Raw genomic sequence first — 24,111 nt, 5'->3', positions numbered from 1 at the left:
GTACAGCGCGAGGCCACTCTGAAACGATTCAGAACGCTGAAGCTATGAGCAGCCCGAATGGCTGTCAACCCCTCCGACGAATACGTCTCTCCGTGACTCGGTTGTGACCTTTGGCTATCGAAAATTTCGGCCTTTACCCATTGACGTGACCTGGGCTACCTGCCTAACGTCCCGGCAACCTAGTTGAAACCTTTCACGACGTCGTGAGGCCGCATCGCCCGCGTCGTTGAGGAGCCCTCATGACCCACCGGTCCGACGCGGGTCCGGCCCCCGTGCTGGCGCTCAAGGACATCTCGAAGTCCTTCGGCGCCGTACGCGCCCTGCGGGACGTGTCCCTCGAACTCTTCCCCGGCGAAGTGCACGCACTCGCCGGAGAGAACGGCGCGGGCAAGTCGACCCTCATCAAGACGCTCGCCGGCGTGCACCGACCGGACGCCGGTCAGGTGCTCCTGGACGGCGAGCCCACCGTCTTCCACGGTCCCGCCGACGCCCGGGACGCGGGCATCGCGGTGATCTACCAGGAGCCCACGCTCTTCCCCGACCTGTCGATCGCCGAGAACATCTTCATGGGCCGCCAGCCGCGGCGCGCGCTCGGCCGGATCGACCACAAGGCCACGCACGCGTCGACCCTGGCCCTGATGAAGCGCCTCGGCGTCGAGCTCGACCCCGACCGCCCGGCCCGCGGCCTGTCCATCGCCGACCAGCAGATCGTCGAGATAGCCAAGGCGCTCTCCTTCGACGCCCGCGTCCTGATCATGGACGAGCCGACCGCCGCCCTCACCGGCAGCGAGGTGGCCCGTCTGTTCGGCGTCGTGCGCACCCTGCGCGAGCAGGGCTCGGCCGTGCTGTTCATCTCGCACCGCCTGGAGGAGATCTTCCAGATCTGCCAACAGGTGACGACCCTTCGCGACGGCGCCCTGATCTCCAGCGAGCCGATCGACGGCTTGACCGAGGACGACCTCGTACGCCGCATGGTCGGCCGCGACCTCGACGAGCTCTACCCCAAGCAGGACGTCCGGGCGGGCGAAGTCGCCCTGAGCGTAAGGCGGCTGACCCGCGAGGGCGTCTTCACCGATGTCTCCTTCGACGTCCGCCGCGGCGAGATCGTCGGCCTCGCCGGACTCGTCGGCGCCGGGCGTACGGAGGTCGCCCGGGCCGTCTTCGGCGTCGACCGCTGGGACGCCGGAGAGGTCGAGATCGACGGCAGGAAGCTCACCAACGGGGCGCCCTCCACGGCCATGGCCGCCGGGCTCGCCCTCGTCCCGGAGGACCGCCGCGCCCAGGGCCTGGTGATGGACATGTCCATCGAGCGCAACATCGGCCTCACCGGACTGCGTACGACCGTCAAGGCCGGCCTGATGGACCCGCGTGCCGAGCGCAGCCGCTCCCTCGACTGGGCCGTCAAGCTCCAGGTCAAGTACGCGCGGATCGCCGACACCGTCAACACCCTGTCGGGCGGCAACCAGCAGAAGGTCGTCCTCGCCAAGTGGCTCGCCACCGGCCCGAAGGTGCTGATCGTCGACGAGCCGACCCGTGGCATCGACGTCGGTACGAAGGCCGAAGTGCACCGGCTGCTCAGCCAGTTGGCCGCCGACGGGGTCGCCGTCCTGATGATCTCCTCCGACCTGCCCGAGATTCTCGGCATGGCCGACCGGGTCCTCGTGATGCACGAGGGCCGGCTCACCGCCGAGATCCCACGCACCGACGCCACCGAGGAAACCGTGATGGCCGCAGCCACCGGGAGGGCAGCCGCGTGACGGTGACCGCTCCCAATCCCGCTCCTGCCGCAGAGGTGCCCAAGTCCAGCGGCACCCGGCTGGTGGACCGCGTCTTCAAGATGCGCGAACTCGCCATCCTGGTCGTCTTCCTGGTGATGATCGTCATCACCCAGATCGGCAACAGCGACTTCCTGTCCGAGCAGGGCATCAAGGATCTCCTGCTGAACGCGACCATCCTCGTACTGGTCGCCACCGGCCAGTCGCTGGTCGTCATCACCCGCAACGTCGATCTGTCGGTCGGCTCGACGCTCGGCATCAGCGCCTTCGCCGCTGGTACTTACCTCCAGGGCGGCGGCAACTCCGTTGTCGCCGTGGCCCTCGCGGTCCTGCTCGGCATCGGCTGCGGACTGGTCAACGGACTGCTCGTCAGCCTCGGCCAAGTGCCCGCGCTGGTCGTCACCCTCGGCACGCTCTACATCATCCGCGGCATCGACTCCATCTGGGTCGGCTCCCGGCAGATCACCGCGGCGGGCCTGCCCGACGGATTCATCGACTTCGGCTCCGGCGGCCTCTCCGCCGTGCCGTGGCTGGCGATGATCGCGCTGGCGGTGCTGATCGCGACGGCGTACTACCTCAAGCACTTCGGCAGCGGCCGCGAGTTGTACGCGCTCGGCTCCAACCCGGAGGCCGCCCGCCTCGCCGGCATCCCCGTACGCAAGCGGATCCTCGCTGCCTACACCTTCTGCGGAGCCCTCGCGGGACTCGCGGGCGCGCTGTACCTCGCCCGGTTCGGCAACGTCGACTCCGGCACCGGCAACGGCTACGAACTCACCGTCGTCAGCGCGGTCGTGGTCGGCGGTGTCGTCTTCACCGGCGGCTCCGGCAGCGTCTACGGGGCGGCCCTGGGCGCGCTCCTCCTGACCTCCATCAACAGCGTGCTGCCCGCCCTCGGCGTCAGCTCGGTCTGGGTGCTCGCCATCAACGGCATCCTGCTCATCCTCGCCATCGCGGTCGACCGGATCGTCGCCCTGCGCGTGGCGACCGCCCTGAAGAAGAGGAACGCCCGCCATGGCTGACTCCGCTCTCGCGCGCGCCGTCCGCTGGTCCGCCTTGAAAAGGTGGGATTCTGCCGTCGGCGCCCTCCTGATCGTCGTCCTGTTGCTGTCCTTCACCACCGTGGACGGCTTCGGCAACGCCCTCAACCTGTCGTTCCTGCTGGGCAACACACTGCCCATCGCGCTGATCGCCCTGCCGATGACCCTGCTCGTGGTCTCCGGCGAGATCGACCTCTCGGTCGCCTCCACGGCCGGCCTGTCCGGGGCGGTGATGGGCGCCTTGTGGAACGAGGGCATGACGATCGAGACGATCATCCCGATCTGTCTGCTCCTCGGCGTGGTGTGCGGGCTGATCAACGGTCTGCTGGTGACGCGGCTCGGACTGCCGTCCCTCGCCGTCACCATCGGTACGCTCGCCGCCTACCGGGGCATCGCGCAGATCGTCCTCGGCTCGGACGCGGTGACCGACTTCCCCACCCAGTACCTGGACTTCGCGTCCGGACGCATCGGGGACACCTTCATCCCGTACGCCTTCCTGCCCTTCCTCGTGCTGCTCGCGATCGCCGTGGTCGCGCTGCACGCGACGCCGTTCGGACGCTCGCTGTTCGCGATCGGGGCCAATGAGGAGGCCGCGCGGTTCGCCGGCATCCGCGTCAAGCGGCAGAAGCTGATCCTGTTCACCCTGACGGGTCTCATGGCCTCACTGACCGGCATCTTCTGGGCGCTGCACTACGCCAGCGCCCGCTACGACAACGCCACCGGTCTCGAACTCTCCGTCGTGGCGGCCGTGTTGCTGGGCGGCATCGACTTCGACGGCGGCAAGGGCACGTTGGGCGGCGCTGTCGCAGGGGTGTTTTTGCTCGGGGCGCTGCAGAACGTGATGAGTCTGCAGGACGTTTCGGCTCAGTCGCAGATTGTCGTTACCGGTGTGCTGTTGGTGCTGTCCGTGCTTGGACCGCGGGTGGCACGGCAGATCTCCATCGCGAGGGCGCAAAGGCTGACGTTGTAGCGCCGTTTTGAAGCTGCGGGCCGCATGTGGCTGGTCGCGCAGTTCCCCGCGCCCCTGAAGGGGCGCACCGTACTCATCCCAGTAAAGGACCCACCATGCGCAAGTCATCCCTCCGCCGAGCCTGTGCGGTTCTCGCTGCCACCACCTCCCTGGCCCTGGCTCTCACCGCCTGCGGTGGCGGAACCTCCAAGGACGACGTCAAGGAAGAGGGCGCGTCGAACGCCGCGGCCGGCAAGGCCGACCCGAACGCGGCCACCAAGAAGGGGCTGACCGTCGGCTTCCTGCCCAAGGCGGTCAACAACCCGTACTTCACCTCCGCCGACAAGGGCGGCGAGAAGGCCCTCACCGAGCTGGGGTCGAAGTACAAGGAGGTCGGCACCAGCAGCGCCACGGACACCTCGGGCCAGGTGAGCTACGTCAACACGCTCACCCAGCAGCAGGTCGACGCGATGGCCGTCTCGGCGCAGGACCCGGGTGCCCTGTGCACCGCGCTCAAGCAGGCCATGAAGAACGGCGTCAAGGTCGTCACGTACGACTCCGACACCAAGGCCGACTGCCGCAACGCCTTCGTGTCGCAGGCCAGCGCCGAGGCCCTCGGCCGTACCGAGGTCCAGCTCCTCGCCGAGCAGATCGGCTACAAGGGCGAGATCGCGATCCTGTCCGCCGCGCAGACCGCGACGAACCAGAACACCTGGATCGACTTCATGAAGGACGAGCTCAAGGACCCCAAGTACAAGGACATGAAGCTGGTCAAGGTCGCGTACGGCAACGACGACGCCCAGCAGTCCTTCCAGCAGACCCAGGGCCTGCTCCAGGAGAACCCGAAGCTGGCCGGGATCATCTCCCCGACCACCGTCGGCATCAAGGCGGCCGCCCAGTACCTGTCGGGATCGAAGTACAAGGGCAAGGTCAAGCTCACCGGCCTCGGCACCCCGAACGACATGCGCAAGTACGTGAAGAACGGCACCGTCGAGGCCTTCGAGCTGTGGGACCCGGCGAAGCTCGGCGAGCTGGCCGCGCGCACCGCCGTCGCACTGTCGTCCGGTCAGATCACGGGCAAGGAGGGCGAGACCTTCAAGGCCGGTGGCATGGGCACCTTCACCATCGGCAAGGACGGCGTGATCGACCTCGGCAAGCCGACCGTCTTCGACAAGAAGAACATCGACCAGTTCGACTTCTGATCCCCCTCACCCCGGGAGTTGCCCTTCATGCAGCGCGTCTGTTTCCTGCTCAAGGTCCGCGAGGACCGGCTCGACGAGTACCGCGAGAGACATGCCGCCGTGTGGCCCGAGATGCTCGAAGCGCTCTCGGCCACCGGCTGGCACAACTACTCGCTCTTCCTTCGTGAGGACGGCCTGCTGGTCGGCTACTTGGAGACCGAGGACTTCGCGGCCGCGCAGGCAGGAATGGAGGCCGCCGAGGTCAACGCCCGTTGGCAGGCCGAGATGGCGCCGTTCTTCGAATCGCTGGACGGCGCCAGGCCCGACGAGGCCATGAAACCCCTCACCGAGGTGTTCCACCTCGCCTGATCCACCGTGCTTCTCCCCGCTCACCCAGCTCACTCAGGTCACCCAACTCACCCCGCTCTTCCCCTCGCTCGTTCTCCTCGTCCCCGCACGCCCAGGAGCCCCGAACATGAAGAGACGCACCCTGCTGGCGACCGCCCTGCTCGGCAGCGTGGCGGCCCCCGGCATCGCCGGCACCGCCCGGGCCGCCGACCCCGGTCCCTCGGTCACCCAGACCGGCAACACCACGCTCGACGGCCAGGCCATCTTCTTCGTCTCCTACGACGGTCTCGTCAACAACAACTCGTTCCAGAAGAACGGCCTGCTGACCTACAAGGGCTACCAGTACGCCGTCTGGTACACCGCCGACCGCAACGCCGTCGTCGGCCGCCGCGTCCTCGGCGGGAGCACCTGGTCCACCGTCAAGGTCGGCCACACCCTGCGGTACAACGACTCCCACAACGTCATCTCGATGGGCGTCTCCAAGGTCGACGGCCGCCTCCACCTCAACATGGACTCCCACAGCGACGGCTTCACCTACGTGAAGTCGGTGGCCGGGCTGATGGACAACCCCGCCGGGCTGAGCTGGACCGCGAGCCGCTTCGGAGCACCGCAGTCCACCCTCGACGGGCTCACGCTCACCTCGCAGTTCACGTACCCGCAGTTCATCTCCACGCCCGACGGGAAGCTCCAGCTGAGCTACCGGGTCGCGGTCTCCGGCAACGGCCGCAACGCCCTCGCCGAGTACGACGGCACGTCCTGGACCGGCCTCGGCGAGTGGACCAGCTCCACCGGCACCTACACCAGCGAGCACGGGTCCAGCACCGTCCGGAACATGTACCTGCACGGCATCGACTACGACAGGAACGGCCGGCTGCACTCCTTCTTCACCTGGCGCGAGCAGAACGGCGCCGTGATGTGCAACGGCGGCGGCATCACCAACCACGACACCGGCTACGTCTACTCGGACGACCGCGGCCGCACCTGGCGCAACAATGCGGGCACGGTGGTGGGCACCACCGGCGGCTCCGACAAGGTCGCCGTCACCGACAGCGGGCTGGTGATCGACGCGATCAACCCGGACCACTCCCTGATGAACCAGGAGAGCCAGTTCACCGACTCGGCGGGCCGTCCGCACGCGATCATCAGCTACGTACCGGGCCGGTTCGGTCAGTGCACCACCAACTACGTCGCCGACCGGACAGCCAACGGCCGCGCCTTCCACGTCCGTAAGACGTCCACCGGCACCTGGCGCAAGACCGAGATCCCGGTCCCTCTGAACTCCAGTCAGCGCACCAAGCTGGTCCTGGACAAGTACGACAACGCGTACGCGGTCCTGCCCTTCGGACGGATCGTCGCCGCGTCGGCCGCCTCCGGGCACACGGACTGGGCGACGCTGTTCGACGGCAGCGGCCTGAACGCCTTCGGTGAGGTCGTGGTCGACGAGACCCGGATCGCCCAGGACGGCGTGCTGTCGATCCTCTACCAGGTGAAGTCCAGCGGTACGACTCCCTCGGCGCTCCATGTCGTGGACTTCAAGCTGCCCGCATGACGGAGTCCGTTCCACGTGGGCACGCGGGTAATGTGACTGCGTGCCCACCACTCCCCGTTCCCCGGAGGTAACCGCCTGATGGCCCAGTCGGTGGGTATCAAGGACGTCGCACGAGTCGCCGGAGTCTCCGTCGGCACGGTCTCGAACGTCATCAACCGCCCGGACACGGTCGCCTCCGAGACCCGCGCCCGCGTGCTCTCCGCCATCGACCGGCTCGGCTACGTCCGCAGCGAGTCGGCGCGGCAGCTGCGCGCCGGACGCAGCCGGATCATGGGCCTGCTCGTGCTCGACATGGGAAACCCCTTCTTCGTGGACGTGGCACGCGGCGCCGAGCGGGCCGCCCGCGAGGCCGGGCTCGGCGTGATGGTCTGCAACAGCGCGCAGAGCGCCGGCGAGGAGGCCGACTACCTGTCGCTCTTCGCCGAGCAGCGCGTCCGGGGCGTCCTGCTGACCCCCGCCGACGCCACCGGGCGCAACATAGAGGCGTTCCGCCGCCACGGCATCCCCTTCGTGCTCGTCGACCGTGTCGCCGAGGGCACCACCGAGTGCTCGGTGTCGGTCGACGACGTGGCGGGTGGCGCCCTGGCCGTACGGCATCTGATCGACGCGGGCCACCGCTCCATCGCGTACGTGAGCGGGCCGCCCGGGCTGAACCAGGTCAGAGACCGCCGGACGGGCGCCCTGAACGCGCTCGGCGAGGCGGGGCTCGGCCCGGAGTGCCTGCGCGAGCTGCCCACCGAGCGGCTCGACGTGGCCGCGGGCCGCGACGCCGGGGCCCGCCTCCTCGGCCTCGGCGACCGCCCGACCGCCGTGTTCTGCGCCAACGACCTGCTCGCTCTGGGCGTCCTGCAGGCCATGTTCGCGGCCGGGGTGAGCGTCCCGGACGACCTCGCGATCGTCGGCTACGACGACATCGAGTTCGCGGCCGCCGCGGCCGTCCCGCTGACCTCCGTACGGCAGCCCGCCGTGACGATGGGCGCGCTCGCCGCCTCGCTCCTCCTGGAGGAGACCGAGGCCGAGACCGCACCCACCCCGCACGAGCACCAGCGCGTGGTGCTCCAGCCGGAGCTGGTGGTGCGGCGCTCCAGCCTCCCGCCGCGCTGAGCGGTCGTTCAGTACGTAGGCGGTTCCCGGCCTGATCGGCCGGTCAGTACGATTTTCTTGATCCCCGGGCTCGGCTCGCCGGAGAACTTGTGCTGAACTGGTTCGCGGTCAGGAATCCGTCCGTCTCGGGAGCCCCTTTTGAGCGCCAGCTACCGTCAGCCCGGTGTCGTCCTCAGTGACCGCCGCTTCACCGTGCCCCTCGATCACGACAACCCCTCCGGGGAGACGATCGAGCTGTACGCCCGTGAAGTGGTCGGCAGCGACAAGGCGGACCAGGACCTGCCATGGCTGGTGTATCTCCAGGGTGGCCCAGGCTTCGGGGCGAATCGTTTCGTCGGCAAGCAGGCCTGGCTCGGCCGCGCCCTGGAGGACTATCGCGTCCTGCTGCTCGACCAGCGCGGCACCGGCAGCTCCACGCCCGCCAACCGGCAGACCCTCCCGCTGCGCGGCGGCCCCCGCGAACAGGCCGACCACCTCGCGCTGTTCCGCGCCGACTCCATCGTCCGCGACTGCGAAGCGATCCGCCCGGCCGTCACCGGCGGCGCCCCCTGGGCCGTCCTCGGCCAGAGCTTCGGCGGCTTCTGCGCGGTCCACTACCTCTCCACCGCGCCCGAGGGCCTCAGCACCGCGCTGATCACCGGCGGCCTGCCCACACTCGACGGCCACGCCGACGACGTCTACCGGGCCGCCTACCCGCGCATCGAGCGCAAGGTCGCCGCCCACTACGCGCGTTACCCCCAGGACGTCGAGCGGGCCCGGCGCATCGCCGAGCACCTCCTGCGGCACGAGCCCGTCCTGAACGGCGGCTACCGCCTCACCGTCGAGGCCTTCCAGTCCCTCGGCATCCTCCTCGGCGGCAGCGAGGGCAGCCACCGCCTGCACTACCTCCTGGAGAACGCCTTCGTCCGCACCGCCCAGGGCCCGGCCCTCTCCGACGCCTTCCAGGAGGACGTCCAGTCCCTCCTCTCGTACGCCGGCCACCCGCTGTACGCCCTGGTACACGAGGCCTGCTACGCCCAGGGCGACCGCCCCACCGCCTGGTCCGCCGAGCGGGTCCGCGCCGACTTCCCGCAGTTCGACGCCGCCAAGACCCTCGCGGGCGACGGTCCGGTCCTCTTCACCGGCGAGTCCGTCCACCCCTGGACCTTCGACTGCGACCCGGCCCTGCGCCCCCTCCGCGAAACGGCCGACCTCCTCGCCGAACGCACCGACTGGGCGCCGCTGTACGACCCCGACCGCCTCGCCGCCAACGAGGTCCCCGTCGCCGCGGCCGTCTACCACGACGACATGTACGTCGACACCGACCACGCCCTGAGCACGGCCCGCACGATCCGCGGCCTGCGCACGTACGTGACGAACGAGTTCGAACACGACGGGGTAAGGGCGGGCGGCCCACGGGTCCTGGACCGCCTGATTGAACTGGCGCGAGACGAGGCCTGACGAGGGGGCGCGGGCGAGTGTCTTTAGGGGCGCGGGGAACTGCGCGCCCAGCCACATGCGGCCCGCGGACTTCCAACGGCATGGTCACTTAAACGCATAACCTACGACCATGACCGAGCCGACGAACAACCAGCTCAAGTCCATGCCCGAGGACTGGAAGCGCGCACTTGCCGTCGTCGCCCACCCCGACGACCTGGAATACGGCTGCTCCGCGGCGATCGCATCGTGGACGGACGGCGGCCGCGAGGTCACCTACGTCCTCGCAACGCGAGGCGAGGCCGGCATCGACACCCTGGAACCATCCAAGTGCGGCCCGCTGCGCGAGCAGGAGCAGCGGGCCAGCGCGGCCGTCGTGGGCGTCACCGAGGTGGAGTTCCTCGACCACAAGGACGGCGTCGTCGAGTACGGCACCGCCCTGAGGCGGGACATCGCGGCCGCGATCCGCAGGCACCGACCCGAGTTGGTCATCACCCTCAACCACCGCGACACCTGGGGTGGCGTCGCCTGGAACACCCCCGACCATGTCGCGGTGGGCCGCGCCACCCTGGACGCGGCCGGGGACGCCGGCAACCGCTGGATCTTCCCGGAGCTGGGCCTGGAACCCTGGAACGGAGTGCGCTGGGTCGCCGTGGCGGGCTCCAGCACCCCCACGCACGCCGTGGACGCGACCCCCGGCATGGAGCGCGCGGTCCTGTCCCTGCTCGAACACCGCACCTACATCGAGGTGTTGACGGACGAGGACCCCGAGACGTACGTACGCTCCTTCCTCACCGGCTACGCGCAGACCACGGGCGAGCGCTTCGGCGGGAAGCCCGCGGTCGCCTTCGAACTCTTCAGCCGATGAGTGAGGGCGAGCGACAGACGGAGACGGCCATGAGCGAAGATCTGGCCCTGGCCTTCGAGACCCATCGCGGCCGGCTCCGGTCCGTGGCCTACCGGATGCTCGGCTCGCTCAGCGAGGCCGACGACGCCGTCCAGGAGACCTGGCTCAGGCTCAGCCGCTCGGACACCTCGCAGGTCAACAGTCTGGCGGCCTGGCTGACGACGGTGGTCGGCCGGATCTGCCTGGACATGCTGCGTTCGCGGACCTCACGGCGCGAGGAGTCCCTCGACACCCATGTCCCGGACCCGGTGATCGACCGGCTCGACCGGATCGACAGAACCGACCGGCTCGACCCCGAGGAAGAGGTGGTGCGGGCGGACTCGGTCGGGATCGCTCTGCTCATCGTCCTGGAGACACTCGACCCCGCCGAGCGCCTTGCGTTCGTCCTGCACGACATGTTCGCGGTGCCGTTCGACGACATCGCGCCGATCGTGGACCGCAGTCCGGCCGCCACGCGTCAGCTCGCCAGCCGCGCCAGGCGGCGGGTGCAGGGGGCGGCCCCGGTGCCCGACCCCGACCTGTCGAGGCAGCGGACGGTGCTCGACGCGTTCCTCGCCGCCTCGCGCGGCGGCGACTTCCAGGCTCCCCCAGGCTCTGAAGGAGCTGGGGGGACCCCCAGTCGCGGTGCTCCACCCGGACGTCGTCCTGCGCGCCGACTCCGGCGCCCTGGTCGGCGGCGCGGCGGTGTCGAAGCTGGTCCGCGGTGCCAAGGCGGTGGCCGAACAGGCGCTGCTGTTCCGGCAGTTCGCCGAGTACGCCAGGCCCGCGCTCATCAACGGCGCGGTGGGGGTCGTCACGGCGCCCGACGGGCAGCCGATGTCGGTCACCGCGCTCACGATCGTGGACGGGAGGATCGTCGCCATGGACATCCTGTCGGACCCGGAGCGGCTCGCGAGCCTGGAGTTCGGAGGAGTGCTGGCGTGAGGCCCTTTCGGGCTCAGGCGGCCACCGGCTCGCGCATCGTGCGCAGCGGGCCCACGATGCGTCCGTCCGGCAGGAGTTCGCCGGTGTCGTCGAAGACGATGGTGCCGTTGCACAGCAGGTTCCAGCCCTGTTCCGGATGGGCGGACACGATGACCGCGTCGTGGTGGTCGGGGCTGTCGGCGGTGGGGCACGTGGGCCAGTGGGTGCACATGACGTCTCTCCGGGGTCTGTGAAGGAGCTCTTTCCTCCGTGATAGCGGAGTTTGTTTTCAGCTGTATTAGAGACGCCTCAGGCGCCGAAAACTCATCGGTGAGTTCGTTGCCCGCAAGGGAGTTGGACGTCCGGGAGGGAGGTGGATGCCTGGGAGGGCGAACGGCCTCCCGGACGCCGGTGATCGGCAGAGGCGCGCGCTGCGTAGGGTGGAGGACATGCAAGACGAAACCGGCACCGCAGCACCCGTCCCCACCGAACTGAAGGCGGACTGCGCTCAGTGCTTCGGGCTGTGCTGTGTGGCGCTGCCCTTCACGGCCTCGGCGGACTTCGCGATCGACAAGGCCGCCGGAAGCCCCTGCCGGAACCTCCGGACGGACAACCGCTGCGGCATCCACACGGAGTTGCGGCAGCGCGGCTTCAACGGCTGCACGGTCTACGACTGCTTCGGCGCGGGCCAGAAGGTCTCGCAGGTCACCTTCGAAGGCGCGGACTGGCGCTCGGGCTCCGGGGAGCGGGCCCGGCTGATGTTCGACGTGTTCCCGGTCGTACGTCAGCTCCACGAGCTTCTCCGGTACCTCACCGAGGCGTTGGAGCTGCCCGCGGCCCGCCCGATCCACCCCGAGCTGCGCCGCGAGCTCGACCGGACCGAGGCGCTCACCCGCCGGGCCCCGGAAGAGCTTGCCGAGCTGGACGTGTCGTCGGTGCGCCAGGACGTCAACGTCCTGCTGCTGCGCGCCAGTGAGCTCGCGCGTGCCGGTCTCGGCCGGGGCAGGAAGAAGGAGCGCCGGGGCGCCGACCTCATGGGCGCCCGGCTCAAGGGCGCCGACCTGAGGGGCGCCAACCTCCGCGGCGCGTACCTCATCGCCGCCGACCTGGCGGGCGCCGATCTGCGGAGTGCGGACCTGATCGGCGCCGACCTGCGCGACACCGATCTCACGGACGCCGACCTGACCGGCGCGCTGTTCCTCACCCAGCCGCAGGTCAACGCCGCGAAGGGCGGCCCCGGCACCAGACTTCCGGCGTCAGTCACCCGCCCCGGTCACTGGACACCGTGAAGCCGAGGAGGTCTCGGACCCCGCCGGGAGCTCCGGCTGCGCGGGAGCCGCGGGGGAGCGGCGGTCGAGGTGCAGCGTCAGCCCCTCCGGCATCAGCGTGAGCCGCTCGGCCACCCGTAGCCGGTACGCCGGATCCGGCCGCAGCTCGTAGCGGCGCAGCAGCAGCCCCAGCACCAGCGTCGCCTCGTGCAGCGCGAACTGCCTTCCGATGCACGCCCGCGCACCGGTCCCGAACGGCTTGAACGTGTGCGCGGGCCGGGCCCGTACGGCACCCGGCTCGAAGCGGTCGGGATCGAACCTCTCCGCGTCCGCGCCCCAGACCTCGGGGTCGCGGTGCAGCAGCGGGATCAGGACCAGGGCCCACGCGCCCCGGCGCATCGGATGGACACCGCCGAGGACCGTGTCCTCCTTGGCCTCACGGGCGTACGCCGGCGCCGTCGGCCACAGACGCAGCGACTCGTCGAGCACACGCCGTACGTACCGGAGCCTGGCGACCTGGTCGTAGGCGGGCTGGGGTGTGTCGCCCCAGACTCGGTCGACCTCCGCGCGGGCGCGGGTGGCGATGTCGGGGTGCTGCGCGAGGTAGTGCAGCGCGAAGGAGAGCGCGCCGGAGGTCGTCTCGTGGCCCGCGATCAGGAAGGTGATGACCTGGCGGCGGATGTTCTCGGGAGTGAGGCGCTCGCCCGTCTCGGGGTGGGCCGTGTCCAGCATCCGGTCCAGCAGGTCGCCATCCCCGGCAGGCCCGTTGATGCGGGCCTCGACCACGTCGTCGACCGTGCGGTTGAGGTACGCCACGTCGGCGTCGTTGCGGCGGGTGGCGGAGCGCATCAGGACCGGGGCCAGTGGCACGGGGACGACGTTGAGCCGCTGCGCGTACATCAGGGCGCCCACCATGGCCGTGACGAAGGGGTGCGGCCGGGTGCGCTCGAACGAACCGAAGTCGTGGCCGAAGCCGGTGCGGGCGATCGTCTCCAGCGTCAGCTTGGTCATGTCGCCGGGCACGTCGACGGGCCGTCCCGCCGCCCGCTCGCCGTCCCAGCGGTCCGTCAGCCGGCCCGTCACCTCCAGCATCATCGCGTGGTAGCTCTCCATCGCGTCGCGGCTGAAGCCGGGCGCCAGCACGTCGTGCGCCAGTTGCCAGTTGGGCTCGTGGTTGTACGCGGTGAACAGGCCGTCCCCGGCGACCGGCCGCAGGTTGGCGACCCCCAGCCCCACGTGCTTGGCGAACCGCGACTCGTCCGCCATCTCGCCCGAGAGCTTCGCGCCCCACACGAAGACGATCTCCTTGCCGAACCCCTTGCGCCGGAAGATCGGCCCGAGCTGTCGCCCGACGCGCAGCGAATCCTGCAACGGGGTGCGGAGGTTGACGCCGACGACGTCACCGACCAACGGCACGCGGTGCGGCGGGCGCGGGATGCGGTGCAGCTCGGGCCAGCCCAGCTCGGCACTGCGGAACCCCTTCGGCAGCGTGCTCCTCGTCGTCCCCGCCATCACGCCATCTCCCTTGTGCCGACCGCCGGTTGGGCTTGTTGTACGCGGATTCAATAGCGACTGTCAGTGTGATCCCGCTGTTGAACCGACGTCAAGTAAGGTGCGGACATGGCCGCCAACGAGGGGGAGCGCACACGCCGTCGGCTGAGCACCGAGGAGCGCCGTGAGCAGTTGCTCTCGGTCGGGGCGCGGCTGTTCTCGGAGAGCCCGTACGAGGACGTCTGGATCGAGCAGGTCGCCGAACTCGCGGGCGTCTCACGCGGGTTGCTGTACCACTACTTCCCGACCAAGCGGGACTTCTTCGCTGCCGTCGTGGAGCGCGAGAGCAGGCGGATGCTGCGGGTCACCGCCGCCGTGCCCGGTGTGCCGGTGCGTGAGCAGATCGACGCCGGGCTCGACACCTTCCTGGAGTACGTCCAGGCGCACGCGCACGGCTTCCGTGCCTTCCATCGCGCCGAGGCGGCGGGGGACCAGGCCGTGCGCAGGGTGTACCGCGAGACGCTCGCCGCGCAGCAGCGGCAGATCCTGGAGGCGCTCGCGGCGGACCCGGAGACCGCCTGGACCGAGGAGGACCTGCCGGCGCTGCGGATCGCCGTGCGGGGCTGGCTCGCCTTCATGGCGGCGGCCTGTCTGGAGTGGCTCAAGGAGCCCGGCCTGTCCCGGGATCAGGTGCGCGACCTGTGCGCACGGGCGCTGTTGGGTGCCATCGCTCCGTGAATTCCCCGTCACCAAGGTGTGACGACCGGTGCCGCGTGGTTGGCGTAGACCCCGAACTTCGATAGGTTAGGCAAGGCTTACCTAAGGGAGGTTTGGGATGGGTGACCGTCACAGCTGGACGGCCGCGCCGGCCACGGCACAGCGTGCCCGCTCGGTGCTCGCCGCGGCATGGTCCTGCGCGGTGACCGCGGAGGGCGGTCGGGAGGAGTTCATCGGCGTGCACACCGTCGCTGAGGACGGCCGGGTGCTGCTGCACCTGCCGGACGACAGTACGCTCGCCGCGGCCGCGATCTGCGCACCGCGCGGAGAGCCGTCCGCCGTCCTCGAGTTCGCCGACGTGGCGCCCGTCCCCGTACGGCACCGGATCCGCGCCAGGCTCTGGATGGCCGGCTGGTTCGCGCCCGAGGAAGGGCACTTGGCGTTCCACACCACGCGCGCCGTGCTCCGCGAGCCCGGCGGGGCGGTCGTCGTCGACCTCGACGAGTTCGCCGTCGCCGAACCCGACCCGCTGGTCCTCGCGGAGGCGCAGCTCCTCACGCACCTCGCCGACGCCCACCCGGACGCGGTCGAGCGGCTGACCCGTCTCGTCGAACCGGACAGCCTGCACGGCGCCGTGCGCGTACAGCCGCTCGCCGTCGACCGGCACGGACTGACGCTGCGCATCGAGCGTGCGCGCGGCCACGGCGACGTACGGCTGCCCTTCCACCGGCCCGCCGACAACGTCGGACAGCTCACCGAGCGCATGCACGTCCTGCTCACACAGGCGAGCAGCGCGAGCTGCCCGCGTGCGCTGCAGCGGCAGCGCACGGAGGGCGACGGGTGAGGTGAACACTCCGGCCGCGGGCCGGAGCCGCTGTCACCACTCGCCGTCCACGACGGGCTTGCCCGGCGCGTCTCCCAGCGGCTTGACCTGCTGGGGCGACGGCGGCTGCCACGGCGTGTGGTCGTCGCCGAGCCAGTCGCCGACCGGCTTGACCTCGCCGAGCGCGTCCGTGGGATCGAGGTCCGCGGCGTCCTGGTCGTAGTAGTCGAACCAGGGCAGTCCGGCCCTGGTGTAGGCCGCGCGGTCGACGGGCGACGGCGGGGGCGCCTCGCCCGTGATGCGGCGCCACTCGGGCGGCGTCACGAGGTGGACGAAGACACGGCCGGCCGCCGTGGTCGCCCAGTCCGACAGCGGACGATCGTCCTTGTAGACCTCCTGGCGCATCGAACCGCCGACGCCGAGACCCATCGCCGCCGCGGCCCGCGGCGCACTGCCCGCCGCCGCCGGAGCCGGAGCGGGAGCGCCCCACTGGGGCGCGGAACCGGGCGCCATGGGCATCGCCGCGCCGTAGCCGGCCGCCTCGGCGCTCCTGCGGCGCTGCTCCGCCGCCTCCGCCAGCCGGCGCTGCTCCTCACGCCAGGCGTGCAGGGCGGTGTCGTTCAGCGGGAACGACTGCAGCTGTACGCCGCCCCACACCTCCTCGCCGGTGACCTGGCCCTCGACCGTGGCACCGAGACCGAGCGGGACCGCCACGAACTGACGGACCGTGCCCTTCCCGGAGTTGATGCCGTCGAGCCACGGCTGGCGGGGCAGGACCACGTAGTTCTGCGGATTCCGCGCCGGCCGGGGGCTCCACGGCTTGCCGGAGACCGCGCACACCTTCCCGACGCCCACCTGGAGAGCGGCCGGTTCCGACGTACCGCCGAAGCTCAGCCACATCGCCTCGCGCAGATAGACCGGCAGCATCACCCCGCCGCGCGCCAGCCACTCGGCGGGCACCGTCTCCGGGTAGTCCTCCACGCGCCGCAGCGGGAACTCGCCGAGCCCCGGGGGCAAGGGGTGCGTGCCCGTCTCGGGCAGACGCAGGGTACGGATGAACCGGACCTGCACACCGCCCGCCAGTCGCAGTGAGTTCCCGTCGATCCGCACGGTGCCGTCGGCCATCCGTAACTCCCTTTGTCGTCATGTGGACATGTCGTTCTGCGATCACCGTGCTCGTACGTCCCTCGTCGGGAGGGACGTCGTGCGGCGCGCAGCACGTCACGTAGTACGACGTGAGGGGGCGGTACGGTTCCGCCGTGCGGAGCGCAGCCGTCGGCGGAGGCGGTCCAGGCGGGGCATGCGCTCGCGCTGTTCCCGCGTACAGCGGTCCAGCTCCTCCAGGAGCCGGCGCGAGCGGTGCTCCATGTCGAGTTCGTCGAGTATCCGGGTGACCTCGGTGAGGACGGCCCCGTGCAACTGCCACTGCCGGGCGTCCCGCTGGACCTCCTCCAGGAGGAGCTGGCCCAGCTTGTCGCGGGTGGCGGTCGCGGCGACGAGCTCGGAGGCGAGCCGGGACTCCGCAGACTCCGCGCTGTGACTGACATCGGTGGTGACGAGGACGGCGAAACTGACCACGGCGTCACCCACCTCGGCGAGCAACTGCTCCAGGGTCGCCCCGATCTCCGCCTCGAACAACGGCTCCGGCGCACGCTCCTTGGCGAGGTCCGTGAGGGTGCGCGCGAGGACCCGCAGCACCACCGTGCAGATCTCCAGCGTGTCGAGGCCGGTGCGCAGCACGACCCGGTGCAGCAGTCCCTCCCGTACACGCGGATTGAGCCGCAGGCTGTCCTCGGCCTGTTTGAGGGCCGCGTCCACCTCGACGATGTCGTGGTCGAGTTCCCGTGCCTCGTGGAGCCGCGCCGCCGCGACCGCCACCGGTGTGCGGCCGGCGGCCTCCTCGCCGACGCGCAGCAGCAACTGCCGCATCCGGCGCGCCAGATCCTCGATGGACTCGCCGGCCGCGCCGACCCACACCGGGGGAGCGAACAGCAGATTGCAGCCGAACCCCACCAGAGCGCCGATCAGCGTCTCCAGGATCCGCGCCCAGGCCGTGTCGCCGACCCGGGTGACGCCGAGGACCAGCATGGCGCTGATCGCCACCTCGGGCACGAACTCGCTGACCCGCACCAGGTGCCCGACGGCCAGCGAGGCGAGGATGAGCAGCCCCAGACTCCACCAGGTCAGCCCCACGAGCGCGCTGAAGACGATGGCGACGAGGACGCCCGCCACCACGGAGTTGACGCGGCGTATGCCGGTCGTGAGGGTGGCGTAGAGCGTGACCTGGACGACGAGGAGCGCGGTCAGGGGAGCGGTGAGAGGGGCGGCCTCGGGACTGAACCGCAGCGCGACCACGTACGCGATCGTCGCGGCCGCCGCAGAGCGGACCGTCTGGACGATCACCGGCTCCTGGCGCCACTTCGCGACCCGGGCACTGCCCGCGGCCCACGCCTCACGTACATCTCGCATCCTTGGGCACTTCCCGTTCCACAGCCGCACCGAACTCGTCCATACGGCGCAGCTCACCCGAGACGACGGCAAGGAGGCACAGGCCGAGCGGCCAGTCTGACACGGCCGAGAACGCGTTGACCACGGCCGTTACGGCCAGGCGGCGCGGTCCGTCAGGCGTACAGATGGTCCAGGAAGGCCGACAGATGGCCGGTGGCGCGGGCGATCTGCTGCTCCAGGGTGAGGCTCTCCTCGATGCGGGACCCGGAGTTGAGTTCCTTCTTGCCGCGTACGTACAGGGAGCAGGCGAGGTCGGCGCACATGTAGATGCCGACCGAGTTGCCCTCGCGGCCGGCCGTGCCCGCCTTGCGTGCCGTCATCAGGGAGACGCCGTTGCCCGGGTGGGTCGTCAGGCAGACCGAGCACATGCTGCGGTGCAGGAAGCCCCGTTGCCTGGAGGGAAAGCGCAGGGTCACACCGGTGAGCCGGCCCGCCCGCTCGGTCACCAGACAGCTGCGATCGGGCGCTCCGGGATCTCGCCAGCCCAGGAAGTCCAGGTCGTCCCACGGCTGTTCGGCCAGATCGCGCGGTACCGCCAGCCGTTTGGCCTCGCCCTTGGAGCAGTTGACAAATGAGTTGCGGATGTCCTGCTCGGTGAGTGGTCTCATCGTGAAGGGTTCTCCTGGCGAATCGTGACCGGCGATGTCCAAACCTAGGGGGACTAGGTTCTGGCCTAGGGTAAGTAGCCGAGTCGAGGGAGATCCAGTGAATTTCGGGGACACCCACTCACCGCGTGCGCGGGCCCTGCGCCACGTCGCGGCGCTGTCGTCCGGCCCCGCCCTCGACCCGGCGCTCCGGCTGACCCTGAATCTGCACCCGGACCGCCTGGTGCGCGGGCGCCCGATCCTGGAGGCGCTGGCCGAGGACGGCACGTACCACTCGCAGTTCGTCACGGGCACCAGCAACGGCGGGCTGACGGCGCATCCGGGCGGCGACCGATGGCGCTGGGAGAGCCGGATGTTCGGCGGGGCGTACGACGCGGCGGCCCCGCACGAGCGGCCGGTGTACGGCGCGCTGAACTTCCGGCACCAAGTGGTCGGCGCCGCACCGAGATTCGGCTCCGCACACTTCCGGCTGGCCTCGGACGCGCTGTGGCGCGCCACGTTCTGCTATCCGGACAGCTCCGTCGATCCCACGGCGTTCGGGGTCGCCGACGGGATGCCCCTCATCGTCCTGGCCGAGGCGGACGACCGGGACGCCCTCGACGACTACATCGAGGCGCAGGTGCACGGACGGGTCGCCCTGGACCGGGACATGGAAGCGCTGGTCCTGGACCCCTGCTACCGCGGCACCCCCGTCGAGGCCGCGGCCCGGCGGCTGCCCTGCCCGGTCGAATGGCACCCCGGGTACCGGCTCTCCGTCGAGGAGTTGCGCCGCCACCCGGACTACCGCGGTCCGCGGTACGTCGAGCTGGGGGCGCGGATCGCCGAGGACGGGCACCTCGACCCGCGGGTCATCGGGGATGCGGCGCGCACCGGGCGTCACGACCCGCAGGACCTGAAGAAGGTGTGGCACTGCCTGGCCAGGTTCGGGGCGCCCGCCGGACGAACCGCCTCGACGAGCGAGTCGGCGGGCCGGGCGGCTCGCTGGTCGAGGGGAGCGGTGGTCGGCGGCCAGGTGCCGGGGGTGAGCACGCCCAGGGCGTAGGCGCGGGCGACGAGTTCCGTGCGGTTGGCCGCGTTCCAGCGGCGGGTGAGGCGGCGCAGGTGGTAGTTGACGCCGTCCACGGTGAGGCCCGTCTCGCGGGCGGCGTGCGCGGTGGTCGCACCGCCGGCGAGCAGGGCCAGGATGCGGGCCTCGGCCGGAGTGGCCGGCGGCTCGGCGGGAGCCGGCGTCGGCGTGTGCGGTTCGTGCTCGCCGAGCACGCGTAGCAGGACGAGCAGGTTGGTGGTCGCGTCGACGGTGTCACTGACCGGGTCGGCGGTCAGCTCCCCGTACCGCTCGGTGCCGCCGGGGGTCCGCCAGCGGACCGAGATCTGGTAGCGCGAGCGGTGGCGCAGACGCAGCGCCTCGGCGATGCGCTCCACCTGTGTCGCCTGCTGGGGCTGGAAGAGATCCAGTACGTCCCGGCCGCGGAGGCCGCCCGGAGTCGCACCCCGTTCCGCCGCCATCGCCGGGTTGGCCAGGACGATCGTCCCGTAGACGTCGCACACCGCGATCGGCATGGGGATGCGGTCGAAGAGGGCCATGGCCCGGTTGCGCCAGACCACCGCGGACTCGGGAGGTACGTCGGGCATGGTCAGGCGTCGTCGTCGCTGTCGTCGTCCGGGTGCGTGTGAGTGTCCGAGTTGGACAGACGGAGCGCGAGAGTGCGCAGGAGTTCGGTGCTCTTGATCTCGGTCCGGCCCGTGTCGTGGACCTCGGCGAGTTCCGAGAACAGGAAGGCGAAGGCGCCGACCAGGGAGATCGCCGCGGGCATCAGGGCGTCGATGACGGCCTGACCCGCCTCTGCCGGGGTCGCGTCGCCGGGGACCTCGACCGCCGGGAACACCTCGGTCACCAGCCTGCCGAGCTGTGCCTCTCCGGCGTCTATGTCGACCTCGACGTCCTCGTTGAGCCTGCGCACCATCTCCTGGGTCTCGGTCAGGACGCCGATGGCTCGCAGGATGATCTCGCTCTGTTCCATGTGGCGGAGCCTATGCGCTCCGCTTGTTCGGCGGGGGAGACGGCTGGGCGTTGTGATTCGGGTGCGGGTCCGCTGTGGCTGATCGCGCCCACGCGGCGGAGCCGCACAGTGACACAGCCCCGCGCCCCTAAAAGCCGCCCAGCCGCAAGCCCTGTCCGCCGAAAAGTAATGCACGATCATGTAGCCCTGTGGCGCGAAGGGTCCCGAGGGCTGGTTGAAGCTGGGACGGCCGTGACTTCCGTACCACGAAAGGCAGTTGTCGCGTCATGACCCCCAGCGTGTCGCATCCGCATGTTGTCGGGACCCTTGATGGTGTTCCTGTCGTCGACATTTCCGCCGTCGGGCCTGGCCGCACCCCACTGCAGCAGGTCATGGAGTTGAGCCGGGCCCACGGGCCGGTGCTCGTGCGGCGGCTGCACGGGCGGGACACCCTGTTCGTGAGTGACCTTGAACTGGTGACCGACCTCGCCGACGAGACGCGGTTCGCCAAGCATGTCGGGCCCGCTCTGGAGAACGTGCGGGAGTTCGCCGCGGACGGGCTCTTCACGGCGTACAACGACGAGCCGAACTGGGCCAAGGCGCACGACATCCTGATGCCGGCCTTCGCGCTCGGGTCGATGCGGACGTATCACCCGGTGATGCTGAAGGTGGCGCGCAGGCTGATCGACTCGTGGGACCGCGGGGCCCGCGACGGTGCTCCGGTGAACGTTCCCGACGACATGACGCGGATGACGCTCGACACCATCGGCCTTGCCGGGTTCGGCTACGACTTCGGGTCCTTCGAGCGGGACGAGCCGCATCCGTTCGTCGAGGCCATGGTCAGGTGTCTGGAGTGGAGCATGACCAGGCTGAGCCGCCTCCCCGGCCAGGACCACTCCGTTGCGGACGCGGCCTTCCAGGGCGACTCCGACTACCTGGCGCAGGTGGTCGACGACGTGATCGAGGCCCGGGTCTCCGAAGGAGAAGGCACTGCCGAGGACCTGCTCGGCCTCATGCTCTCGGCCGAGCACCCCGTCGACGGCACCAAGCTGGACACCGCCAACATCCGCAACCAGGTGATCACCTTCCTGATCGCGGGCCACGAGACCACGTCCGGCGCCACGTCGTTCGCCCTCTACTACCTCGCCAAGCACCCAGCCGTCCTGCAGCTCGTACAGCGCGAGGTGGACGCGATGTGGGGCGACACGGCCGACCCCGAGCCGACGTTCGACGAGGTCGGGCAGCTCGCGTACACCCGGCAGGTGCTCAACGAGGCGCTGCGGCTGTGGCCGACGGCCGCAGTGTTCGGCCGGCACGCACGTGAGGACACCCTCCTCGGCGGGCGGATCCCGGTGCGTGCCGGGCAGGGCGTCATGGTGCTCGCTCCGATGCTGCACCGGCAGCCGGTGTGGGGCGACAACCCTGAGCTGTTCGACCCCTCGCGCTTCACACCGGAGGCGGAGGCCACGCGCTCCCCGCACGCGTTCAAGCCGTTCGGCACCGGTGAACGCGCCTGTATCGGACGGCAGTTCGCGCTCCACGAGGCGACCATGCTGCTTGCGATGATCGTCCACCGCTACCGGCTGCACGACCACGCCGACTACCGGCTCACGGTCAAGGAGACGCTGACGCTCAAGCCCGACGGCTTCACGCTCGCGCTCACCCCGCGCACGACGGCCGACCGGGAGCACGCCCAACTCCCGGGCTCCGCACGGCAACAGGACGTCGTGGCCGACGAGAAGGCGCTGCCCGCCAGGGTGCGCCCCGGCACCCGGGCGCTCTTCCTGCACGGCAGCAACTACGGGACCTGTCGCGAGTTCGCCGCCCAACTGGCCGACGAGGCAGCCGCGTTGGGGTGCGAGACCGAGGTGGCGGCGCTGGACAAGTACGCCGACGGTCTGCCCGCCGACCGCCCCGTCGTCATCACCGCGGCCTCCTACAACGGCCGGCCCACCGACGACGCCACCGCCTTCGCCGCCTGGCTCGACGAGGCCCCGGCCGCCGCCGACCTGACATACGCAGTCCTGGGCGTCGGCGACCGCAACTGGGCCGCCACCTACCAGCCCTTCCCGACCCGCATCGACGACCGGCTGGCCGAACTGGGCGGCACCCGGCTCCTGGACCGCACGGCCGCCGACGCCTCGGGCGACCTCGGCGGAACCGTCCGCGGCTTCACCGCCGAGCTGCGCACGGCCCTGCTGGAGAAGTACGGCGACCCCGACGCCACGGACACCACCGCACTGGAGGACACAGCGGCGACCTACCAGGTCCGTACGCTGACCGGTGGCCCCCTCGACGCGGTCGCCGCCCGGCACGGTCTCGTCCCCATGACGGTCACCGAGGCCTACGACCTCACCGCCCCCGGGCACCCGCGGACGAAGCGTTTCGTGCGGCTGGCACTGCCCGACGGCACGGCCTACCGTACGGGCGACCACCTCACCGTGCTGCCCGTCAACTCGCCGGAACTCGTCGACAGGGCAGCGGCCGCGCTCGGCGTGGACCTCGACACCGTGCTCGACATCCGGGCGAGCCGTCCGCGGCGCGACGGAATCGCCGTGGACCGGCCGTTGACGGTACGTCAACTACTGTCGCACCACGTTGAGTTGCAGGGGCGTCCCAACCTCGACCGGTTGGCGGTGCTCGCCGCCGCCAACCCGTGCCCGCCCGAGCGGGCCGCCCTCGCCAACCTCCAGGCCTCCGATCAGCGGACCCTGATCGAGCTCGTCGAGGCGTACCCCGCGCTGCGTGGCTCACTGAGCTGGCCGCTGCTGCTCGAAGAGATCCTCACGCCGCTGCGCCCCCGCACCTACTCGATCTCGTCCTCGCCCGCCACCGACCCCTCTCACGCCGACCTGATGGTCTCGCTGCTGGAGGCGCCGGCCCGCTCGGGGAACGGCATCTACACCGGGACCGGCTCCGGCCACCTGGGCGCGGTCAAGCCGGGCGACACCGTCCTCGCCCGGGTCCAGCCGTGCCGGGAGGCCTTCCGCGTCGACCACTCGGCACCGGTCGTCATGGTGGCCGCGGGGACGGGTCTCGCCCCCTTCCGCGGAGCCATCGCGGACCGCGCCGCGACGAACAGCCAACTGGCCCCCGCTCTCTGCTACTTCGACTGTGACGCCCCGGACGCCGACTTCCTGCACGCCGAAGAACTCCGTGCCGCCGAGGCAGCCGGAGCCGTCTCCCTGCGTCCTGCCTTCCGCGCGGCCCCCGTCGACGGCGCGGCCTTCGTCCAGCACCGGATCGCCGCCGAGGCGGACGAGGTGTGGGACCTGCTGAACTCCGGTGCCCGTGTCTACGTCTGCGGCGACGGTTCACGCATGGCACCCGGGGTGCGCGACGCCTTCCGTACCCTGTACCGGGACCGTACGCAGGACGCCGACGACGCGGCCTGCGAGCGGTGGCTCGACGAGCTGATCGCGGCGGGCCGCTATGTGGAGGACGTCTACGCGGCCGGGTGAGCCGCGGGGCGGCGGATCGCCGACCGGGCGACGCGACACCGAGCGGTACAACGACGAGAACGGGGTGGG

General features: G+C 70.6%; 20 protein-coding genes and 2 pseudogenes. 15 read left to right on the top strand and 7 right to left on the bottom strand.

The window, feature by feature from the left end; translation table 11 throughout:
• The first annotated feature begins 239 nt into the window (after nucleotides 1-239).
• The 10 genes and pseudogenes from QF035_RS07900 (at nucleotide 240) to QF035_RS07855 (ending at nucleotide 11,190) form a co-directional block, all read left to right on the top strand.
• Nucleotides 240-1,757 carry a sugar ABC transporter ATP-binding protein gene (locus QF035_RS07900; RefSeq protein ID WP_307519208.1) on the top strand — a complete coding sequence of 506 codons (1,518 nt, stop codon included), beginning with the start codon at nucleotides 240-242 and terminating at the stop codon, nucleotides 1,755-1,757.
• The gene (locus QF035_RS07895; protein WP_266491551.1) at nucleotides 1,754-2,794 is read left to right on the top strand and encodes an ABC transporter permease; all 1,041 of its coding nucleotides are present in this window, start codon (nucleotides 1,754-1,756) and stop codon (nucleotides 2,792-2,794) included. Before QF035_RS07900 ends, QF035_RS07895 begins: the two co-directional genes overlap by 4 nt.
• Complete coding sequence (locus tag QF035_RS07890) at nucleotides 2,787-3,782, top strand: ABC transporter permease (RefSeq protein WP_307519206.1); 996 nt, start codon at nucleotides 2,787-2,789, stop codon at nucleotides 3,780-3,782. The genes QF035_RS07895 and QF035_RS07890 overlap by 8 nt, the downstream gene beginning before the upstream one ends.
• 95 nt (nucleotides 3,783-3,877) lie before the next feature.
• Nucleotides 3,878-4,963 (top strand): rhamnose ABC transporter substrate-binding protein, encoded by a 1,086-nt coding sequence (gene rhaS, locus QF035_RS07885; RefSeq protein ID WP_307519204.1) that lies wholly within the window; start codon nucleotides 3,878-3,880, stop codon nucleotides 4,961-4,963.
• A 27-nt stretch (nucleotides 4,964-4,990) separates the two neighbouring features.
• Complete coding sequence (locus QF035_RS07880; RefSeq protein ID WP_189844217.1) at nucleotides 4,991-5,311, top strand: L-rhamnose mutarotase; 321 nt, start codon at nucleotides 4,991-4,993, stop codon at nucleotides 5,309-5,311.
• A gap of 106 nt (nucleotides 5,312-5,417) precedes the next feature.
• Nucleotides 5,418-6,839: a BNR repeat-containing protein gene (locus QF035_RS07875; protein WP_307519202.1), complete on the top strand. Its 1,422-nt coding sequence runs from the start codon at nucleotides 5,418-5,420 to the stop codon at nucleotides 6,837-6,839.
• A 78-nt stretch (nucleotides 6,840-6,917) separates the two neighbouring features.
• Nucleotides 6,918-7,943 (top strand): LacI family DNA-binding transcriptional regulator, encoded by a 1,026-nt coding sequence (locus QF035_RS07870; RefSeq protein WP_189844215.1) that lies wholly within the window; start codon nucleotides 6,918-6,920, stop codon nucleotides 7,941-7,943.
• A gap of 138 nt (nucleotides 7,944-8,081) precedes the next feature.
• Nucleotides 8,082-9,383: an alpha/beta fold hydrolase gene (locus tag QF035_RS07865; RefSeq protein WP_307519199.1), complete on the top strand. Its 1,302-nt coding sequence runs from the start codon at nucleotides 8,082-8,084 to the stop codon at nucleotides 9,381-9,383.
• A 109-nt stretch (nucleotides 9,384-9,492) separates the two neighbouring features.
• Nucleotides 9,493-10,227: a PIG-L deacetylase family protein gene (locus tag QF035_RS07860; RefSeq protein ID WP_307519198.1), complete on the top strand. Its 735-nt coding sequence runs from the start codon at nucleotides 9,493-9,495 to the stop codon at nucleotides 10,225-10,227.
• Nucleotides 10,224-11,190, top strand: a pseudogene (locus QF035_RS07855) (sigma-70 family RNA polymerase sigma factor). Before QF035_RS07860 ends, QF035_RS07855 begins: the two are co-directional and overlap by 4 nt.
• A gap of 13 nt (nucleotides 11,191-11,203) precedes the next feature.
• Here QF035_RS07855 and QF035_RS07850 read toward each other — a convergent pair.
• Nucleotides 11,204-11,401 carry a DUF5999 family protein gene (locus tag QF035_RS07850; protein WP_143634823.1) on the bottom strand — a complete coding sequence of 66 codons (198 nt, stop codon included), beginning with the start codon at nucleotides 11,399-11,401 and terminating at the stop codon, nucleotides 11,204-11,206.
• A 217-nt stretch (nucleotides 11,402-11,618) separates the two neighbouring features.
• Here QF035_RS07850 and QF035_RS07845 point away from each other — a divergent pair, with 217 nt between their 5' ends.
• On the top strand, nucleotides 11,619-12,458 hold the full coding sequence (locus QF035_RS07845) for a pentapeptide repeat-containing protein (protein WP_307519197.1): 840 nt from the start codon (nucleotides 11,619-11,621) through the stop codon (nucleotides 12,456-12,458).
• On the opposite strand, the gene QF035_RS07840 is transcribed toward QF035_RS07845, so the two are convergent.
• Entirely contained in the window at nucleotides 12,426-13,949 is a 1,524-nt protein-coding gene (locus QF035_RS07840) for a cytochrome P450 (RefSeq protein WP_307519196.1), read from the bottom strand. The two genes, QF035_RS07845 and QF035_RS07840, sit on opposite strands and share 33 nt — an antisense overlap.
• Nucleotides 13,950-14,057: 108 nt before the next feature.
• Here QF035_RS07840 and QF035_RS07835 point away from each other — a divergent pair, with 108 nt between their 5' ends.
• Nucleotides 14,058-14,666: a TetR/AcrR family transcriptional regulator gene (locus QF035_RS07835; RefSeq protein WP_307519195.1), complete on the top strand. Its 609-nt coding sequence runs from the start codon at nucleotides 14,058-14,060 to the stop codon at nucleotides 14,664-14,666.
• Between the two features lie 97 nt (nucleotides 14,667-14,763).
• Nucleotides 14,764-15,489 carry a DUF2470 domain-containing protein gene (locus QF035_RS07830; RefSeq protein ID WP_307519193.1) on the top strand — a complete coding sequence of 242 codons (726 nt, stop codon included), beginning with the start codon at nucleotides 14,764-14,766 and terminating at the stop codon, nucleotides 15,487-15,489.
• A 33-nt stretch (nucleotides 15,490-15,522) separates the two neighbouring features.
• Here QF035_RS07830 and QF035_RS07825 read toward each other — a convergent pair whose 3' ends face one another.
• The 3 genes from QF035_RS07825 to QF035_RS07815 all read right to left on the bottom strand — a co-directional run bounded on the left by QF035_RS07825 (nucleotide 15,523) and on the right by QF035_RS07815 (nucleotide 18,584).
• Nucleotides 15,523-16,593 carry a hypothetical protein gene (locus QF035_RS07825; protein WP_307519191.1) on the bottom strand — a complete coding sequence of 357 codons (1,071 nt, stop codon included), beginning with the start codon at nucleotides 16,591-16,593 and terminating at the stop codon, nucleotides 15,523-15,525.
• Nucleotides 16,594-16,689: 96 nt separating this feature from the next.
• Nucleotides 16,690-17,937 (bottom strand): FUSC family protein, encoded by a 1,248-nt coding sequence (locus QF035_RS07820; protein ID WP_307519189.1) that lies wholly within the window; start codon nucleotides 17,935-17,937, stop codon nucleotides 16,690-16,692.
• A 152-nt stretch (nucleotides 17,938-18,089) separates the two neighbouring features.
• Nucleotides 18,090-18,584: an FBP domain-containing protein gene (locus QF035_RS07815; RefSeq protein ID WP_307519187.1), complete on the bottom strand. Its 495-nt coding sequence runs from the start codon at nucleotides 18,582-18,584 to the stop codon at nucleotides 18,090-18,092.
• A 97-nt stretch (nucleotides 18,585-18,681) separates the two neighbouring features.
• Here QF035_RS07815 and QF035_RS07810 point away from each other — a divergent pair, with 97 nt between their 5' ends.
• Nucleotides 18,682-19,623, top strand: a complete 942-nt coding sequence (locus QF035_RS07810; protein ID WP_307519185.1) for a DUF3626 domain-containing protein — start codon at nucleotides 18,682-18,684, stop codon at nucleotides 19,621-19,623.
• Here the strand turns inward: QF035_RS07810 and QF035_RS07805 are convergent.
• Nucleotides 19,584-20,213, bottom strand: a pseudogene (locus tag QF035_RS07805) (PAS domain S-box protein); the annotation flags it as partial. The gene QF035_RS07810 and the pseudogene QF035_RS07805 overlap by 40 nt on opposite strands.
• 2 nt (nucleotides 20,214-20,215) lie before the next feature.
• A complete protein-coding gene (locus QF035_RS07800) occupies nucleotides 20,216-20,602 on the bottom strand; it encodes a hypothetical protein (protein WP_307519184.1) in 387 nt (128 codons plus the stop codon).
• Between the two features lie 266 nt (nucleotides 20,603-20,868).
• Here QF035_RS07800 and QF035_RS07795 point away from each other — a divergent pair, with 266 nt between their 5' ends.
• On the top strand, nucleotides 20,869-24,042 hold the full coding sequence (locus QF035_RS07795; RefSeq protein ID WP_307519183.1) for a cytochrome P450: 3,174 nt from the start codon (nucleotides 20,869-20,871) through the stop codon (nucleotides 24,040-24,042).
• Nucleotides 24,043-24,111: the final 69 nt, after the last annotated feature.

The organism is Streptomyces umbrinus, assembly GCF_030817415.1.
GTDB lineage: Bacteria > Actinomycetota > Actinomycetes > Streptomycetales > Streptomycetaceae > Streptomyces > Streptomyces umbrinus_A.
The sequence above is the reverse complement of the archived record's forward strand: the minus strand, read 5'-3'. Positions and strand labels throughout refer to the sequence as shown.

Coding starts and splice junctions, on each gene's coding strand:
- QF035_RS07900 (WP_307519208.1), top strand. CDS start 240: ATGACCCACCGGTCCGACGCGGGTCCGGCCCCCGTGCTGGCGCTCAAG.
- QF035_RS07890 (WP_307519206.1), top strand. CDS start 2,787: ATGGCTGACTCCGCTCTCGCGCGCGCCGTCCGCTGGTCCGCCTTGAAA.
- rhaS (WP_307519204.1), top strand. CDS start 3,878: ATGCGCAAGTCATCCCTCCGCCGAGCCTGTGCGGTTCTCGCTGCCACC.
- QF035_RS07880 (WP_189844217.1), top strand. CDS start 4,991: ATGCAGCGCGTCTGTTTCCTGCTCAAGGTCCGCGAGGACCGGCTCGAC.
- QF035_RS07875 (WP_307519202.1), top strand. CDS start 5,418: ATGAAGAGACGCACCCTGCTGGCGACCGCCCTGCTCGGCAGCGTGGCG.
- QF035_RS07870 (WP_189844215.1), top strand. CDS start 6,918: ATGGCCCAGTCGGTGGGTATCAAGGACGTCGCACGAGTCGCCGGAGTC.
- QF035_RS07860 (WP_307519198.1), top strand. CDS start 9,493: ATGACCGAGCCGACGAACAACCAGCTCAAGTCCATGCCCGAGGACTGG.
- QF035_RS07850 (WP_143634823.1), bottom strand. CDS start 11,401: ATGTGCACCCACTGGCCCACGTGCCCCACCGCCGACAGCCCCGACCAC.
- QF035_RS07845 (WP_307519197.1), top strand. CDS start 11,619: ATGCAAGACGAAACCGGCACCGCAGCACCCGTCCCCACCGAACTGAAG.
- QF035_RS07840 (WP_307519196.1), bottom strand. CDS start 13,949: ATGGCGGGGACGACGAGGAGCACGCTGCCGAAGGGGTTCCGCAGTGCC.
- QF035_RS07835 (WP_307519195.1), top strand. CDS start 14,058: ATGGCCGCCAACGAGGGGGAGCGCACACGCCGTCGGCTGAGCACCGAG.
- QF035_RS07830 (WP_307519193.1), top strand. CDS start 14,764: ATGGGTGACCGTCACAGCTGGACGGCCGCGCCGGCCACGGCACAGCGT.
- QF035_RS07825 (WP_307519191.1), bottom strand. CDS start 16,593: ATGGCCGACGGCACCGTGCGGATCGACGGGAACTCACTGCGACTGGCG.
- QF035_RS07820 (WP_307519189.1), bottom strand. CDS start 17,937: ATGCGAGATGTACGTGAGGCGTGGGCCGCGGGCAGTGCCCGGGTCGCG.
- QF035_RS07815 (WP_307519187.1), bottom strand. CDS start 18,584: ATGAGACCACTCACCGAGCAGGACATCCGCAACTCATTTGTCAACTGC.
- QF035_RS07800 (WP_307519184.1), bottom strand. CDS start 20,602: ATGGAACAGAGCGAGATCATCCTGCGAGCCATCGGCGTCCTGACCGAG.
- QF035_RS07795 (WP_307519183.1), top strand. CDS start 20,869: ATGACCCCCAGCGTGTCGCATCCGCATGTTGTCGGGACCCTTGATGGT.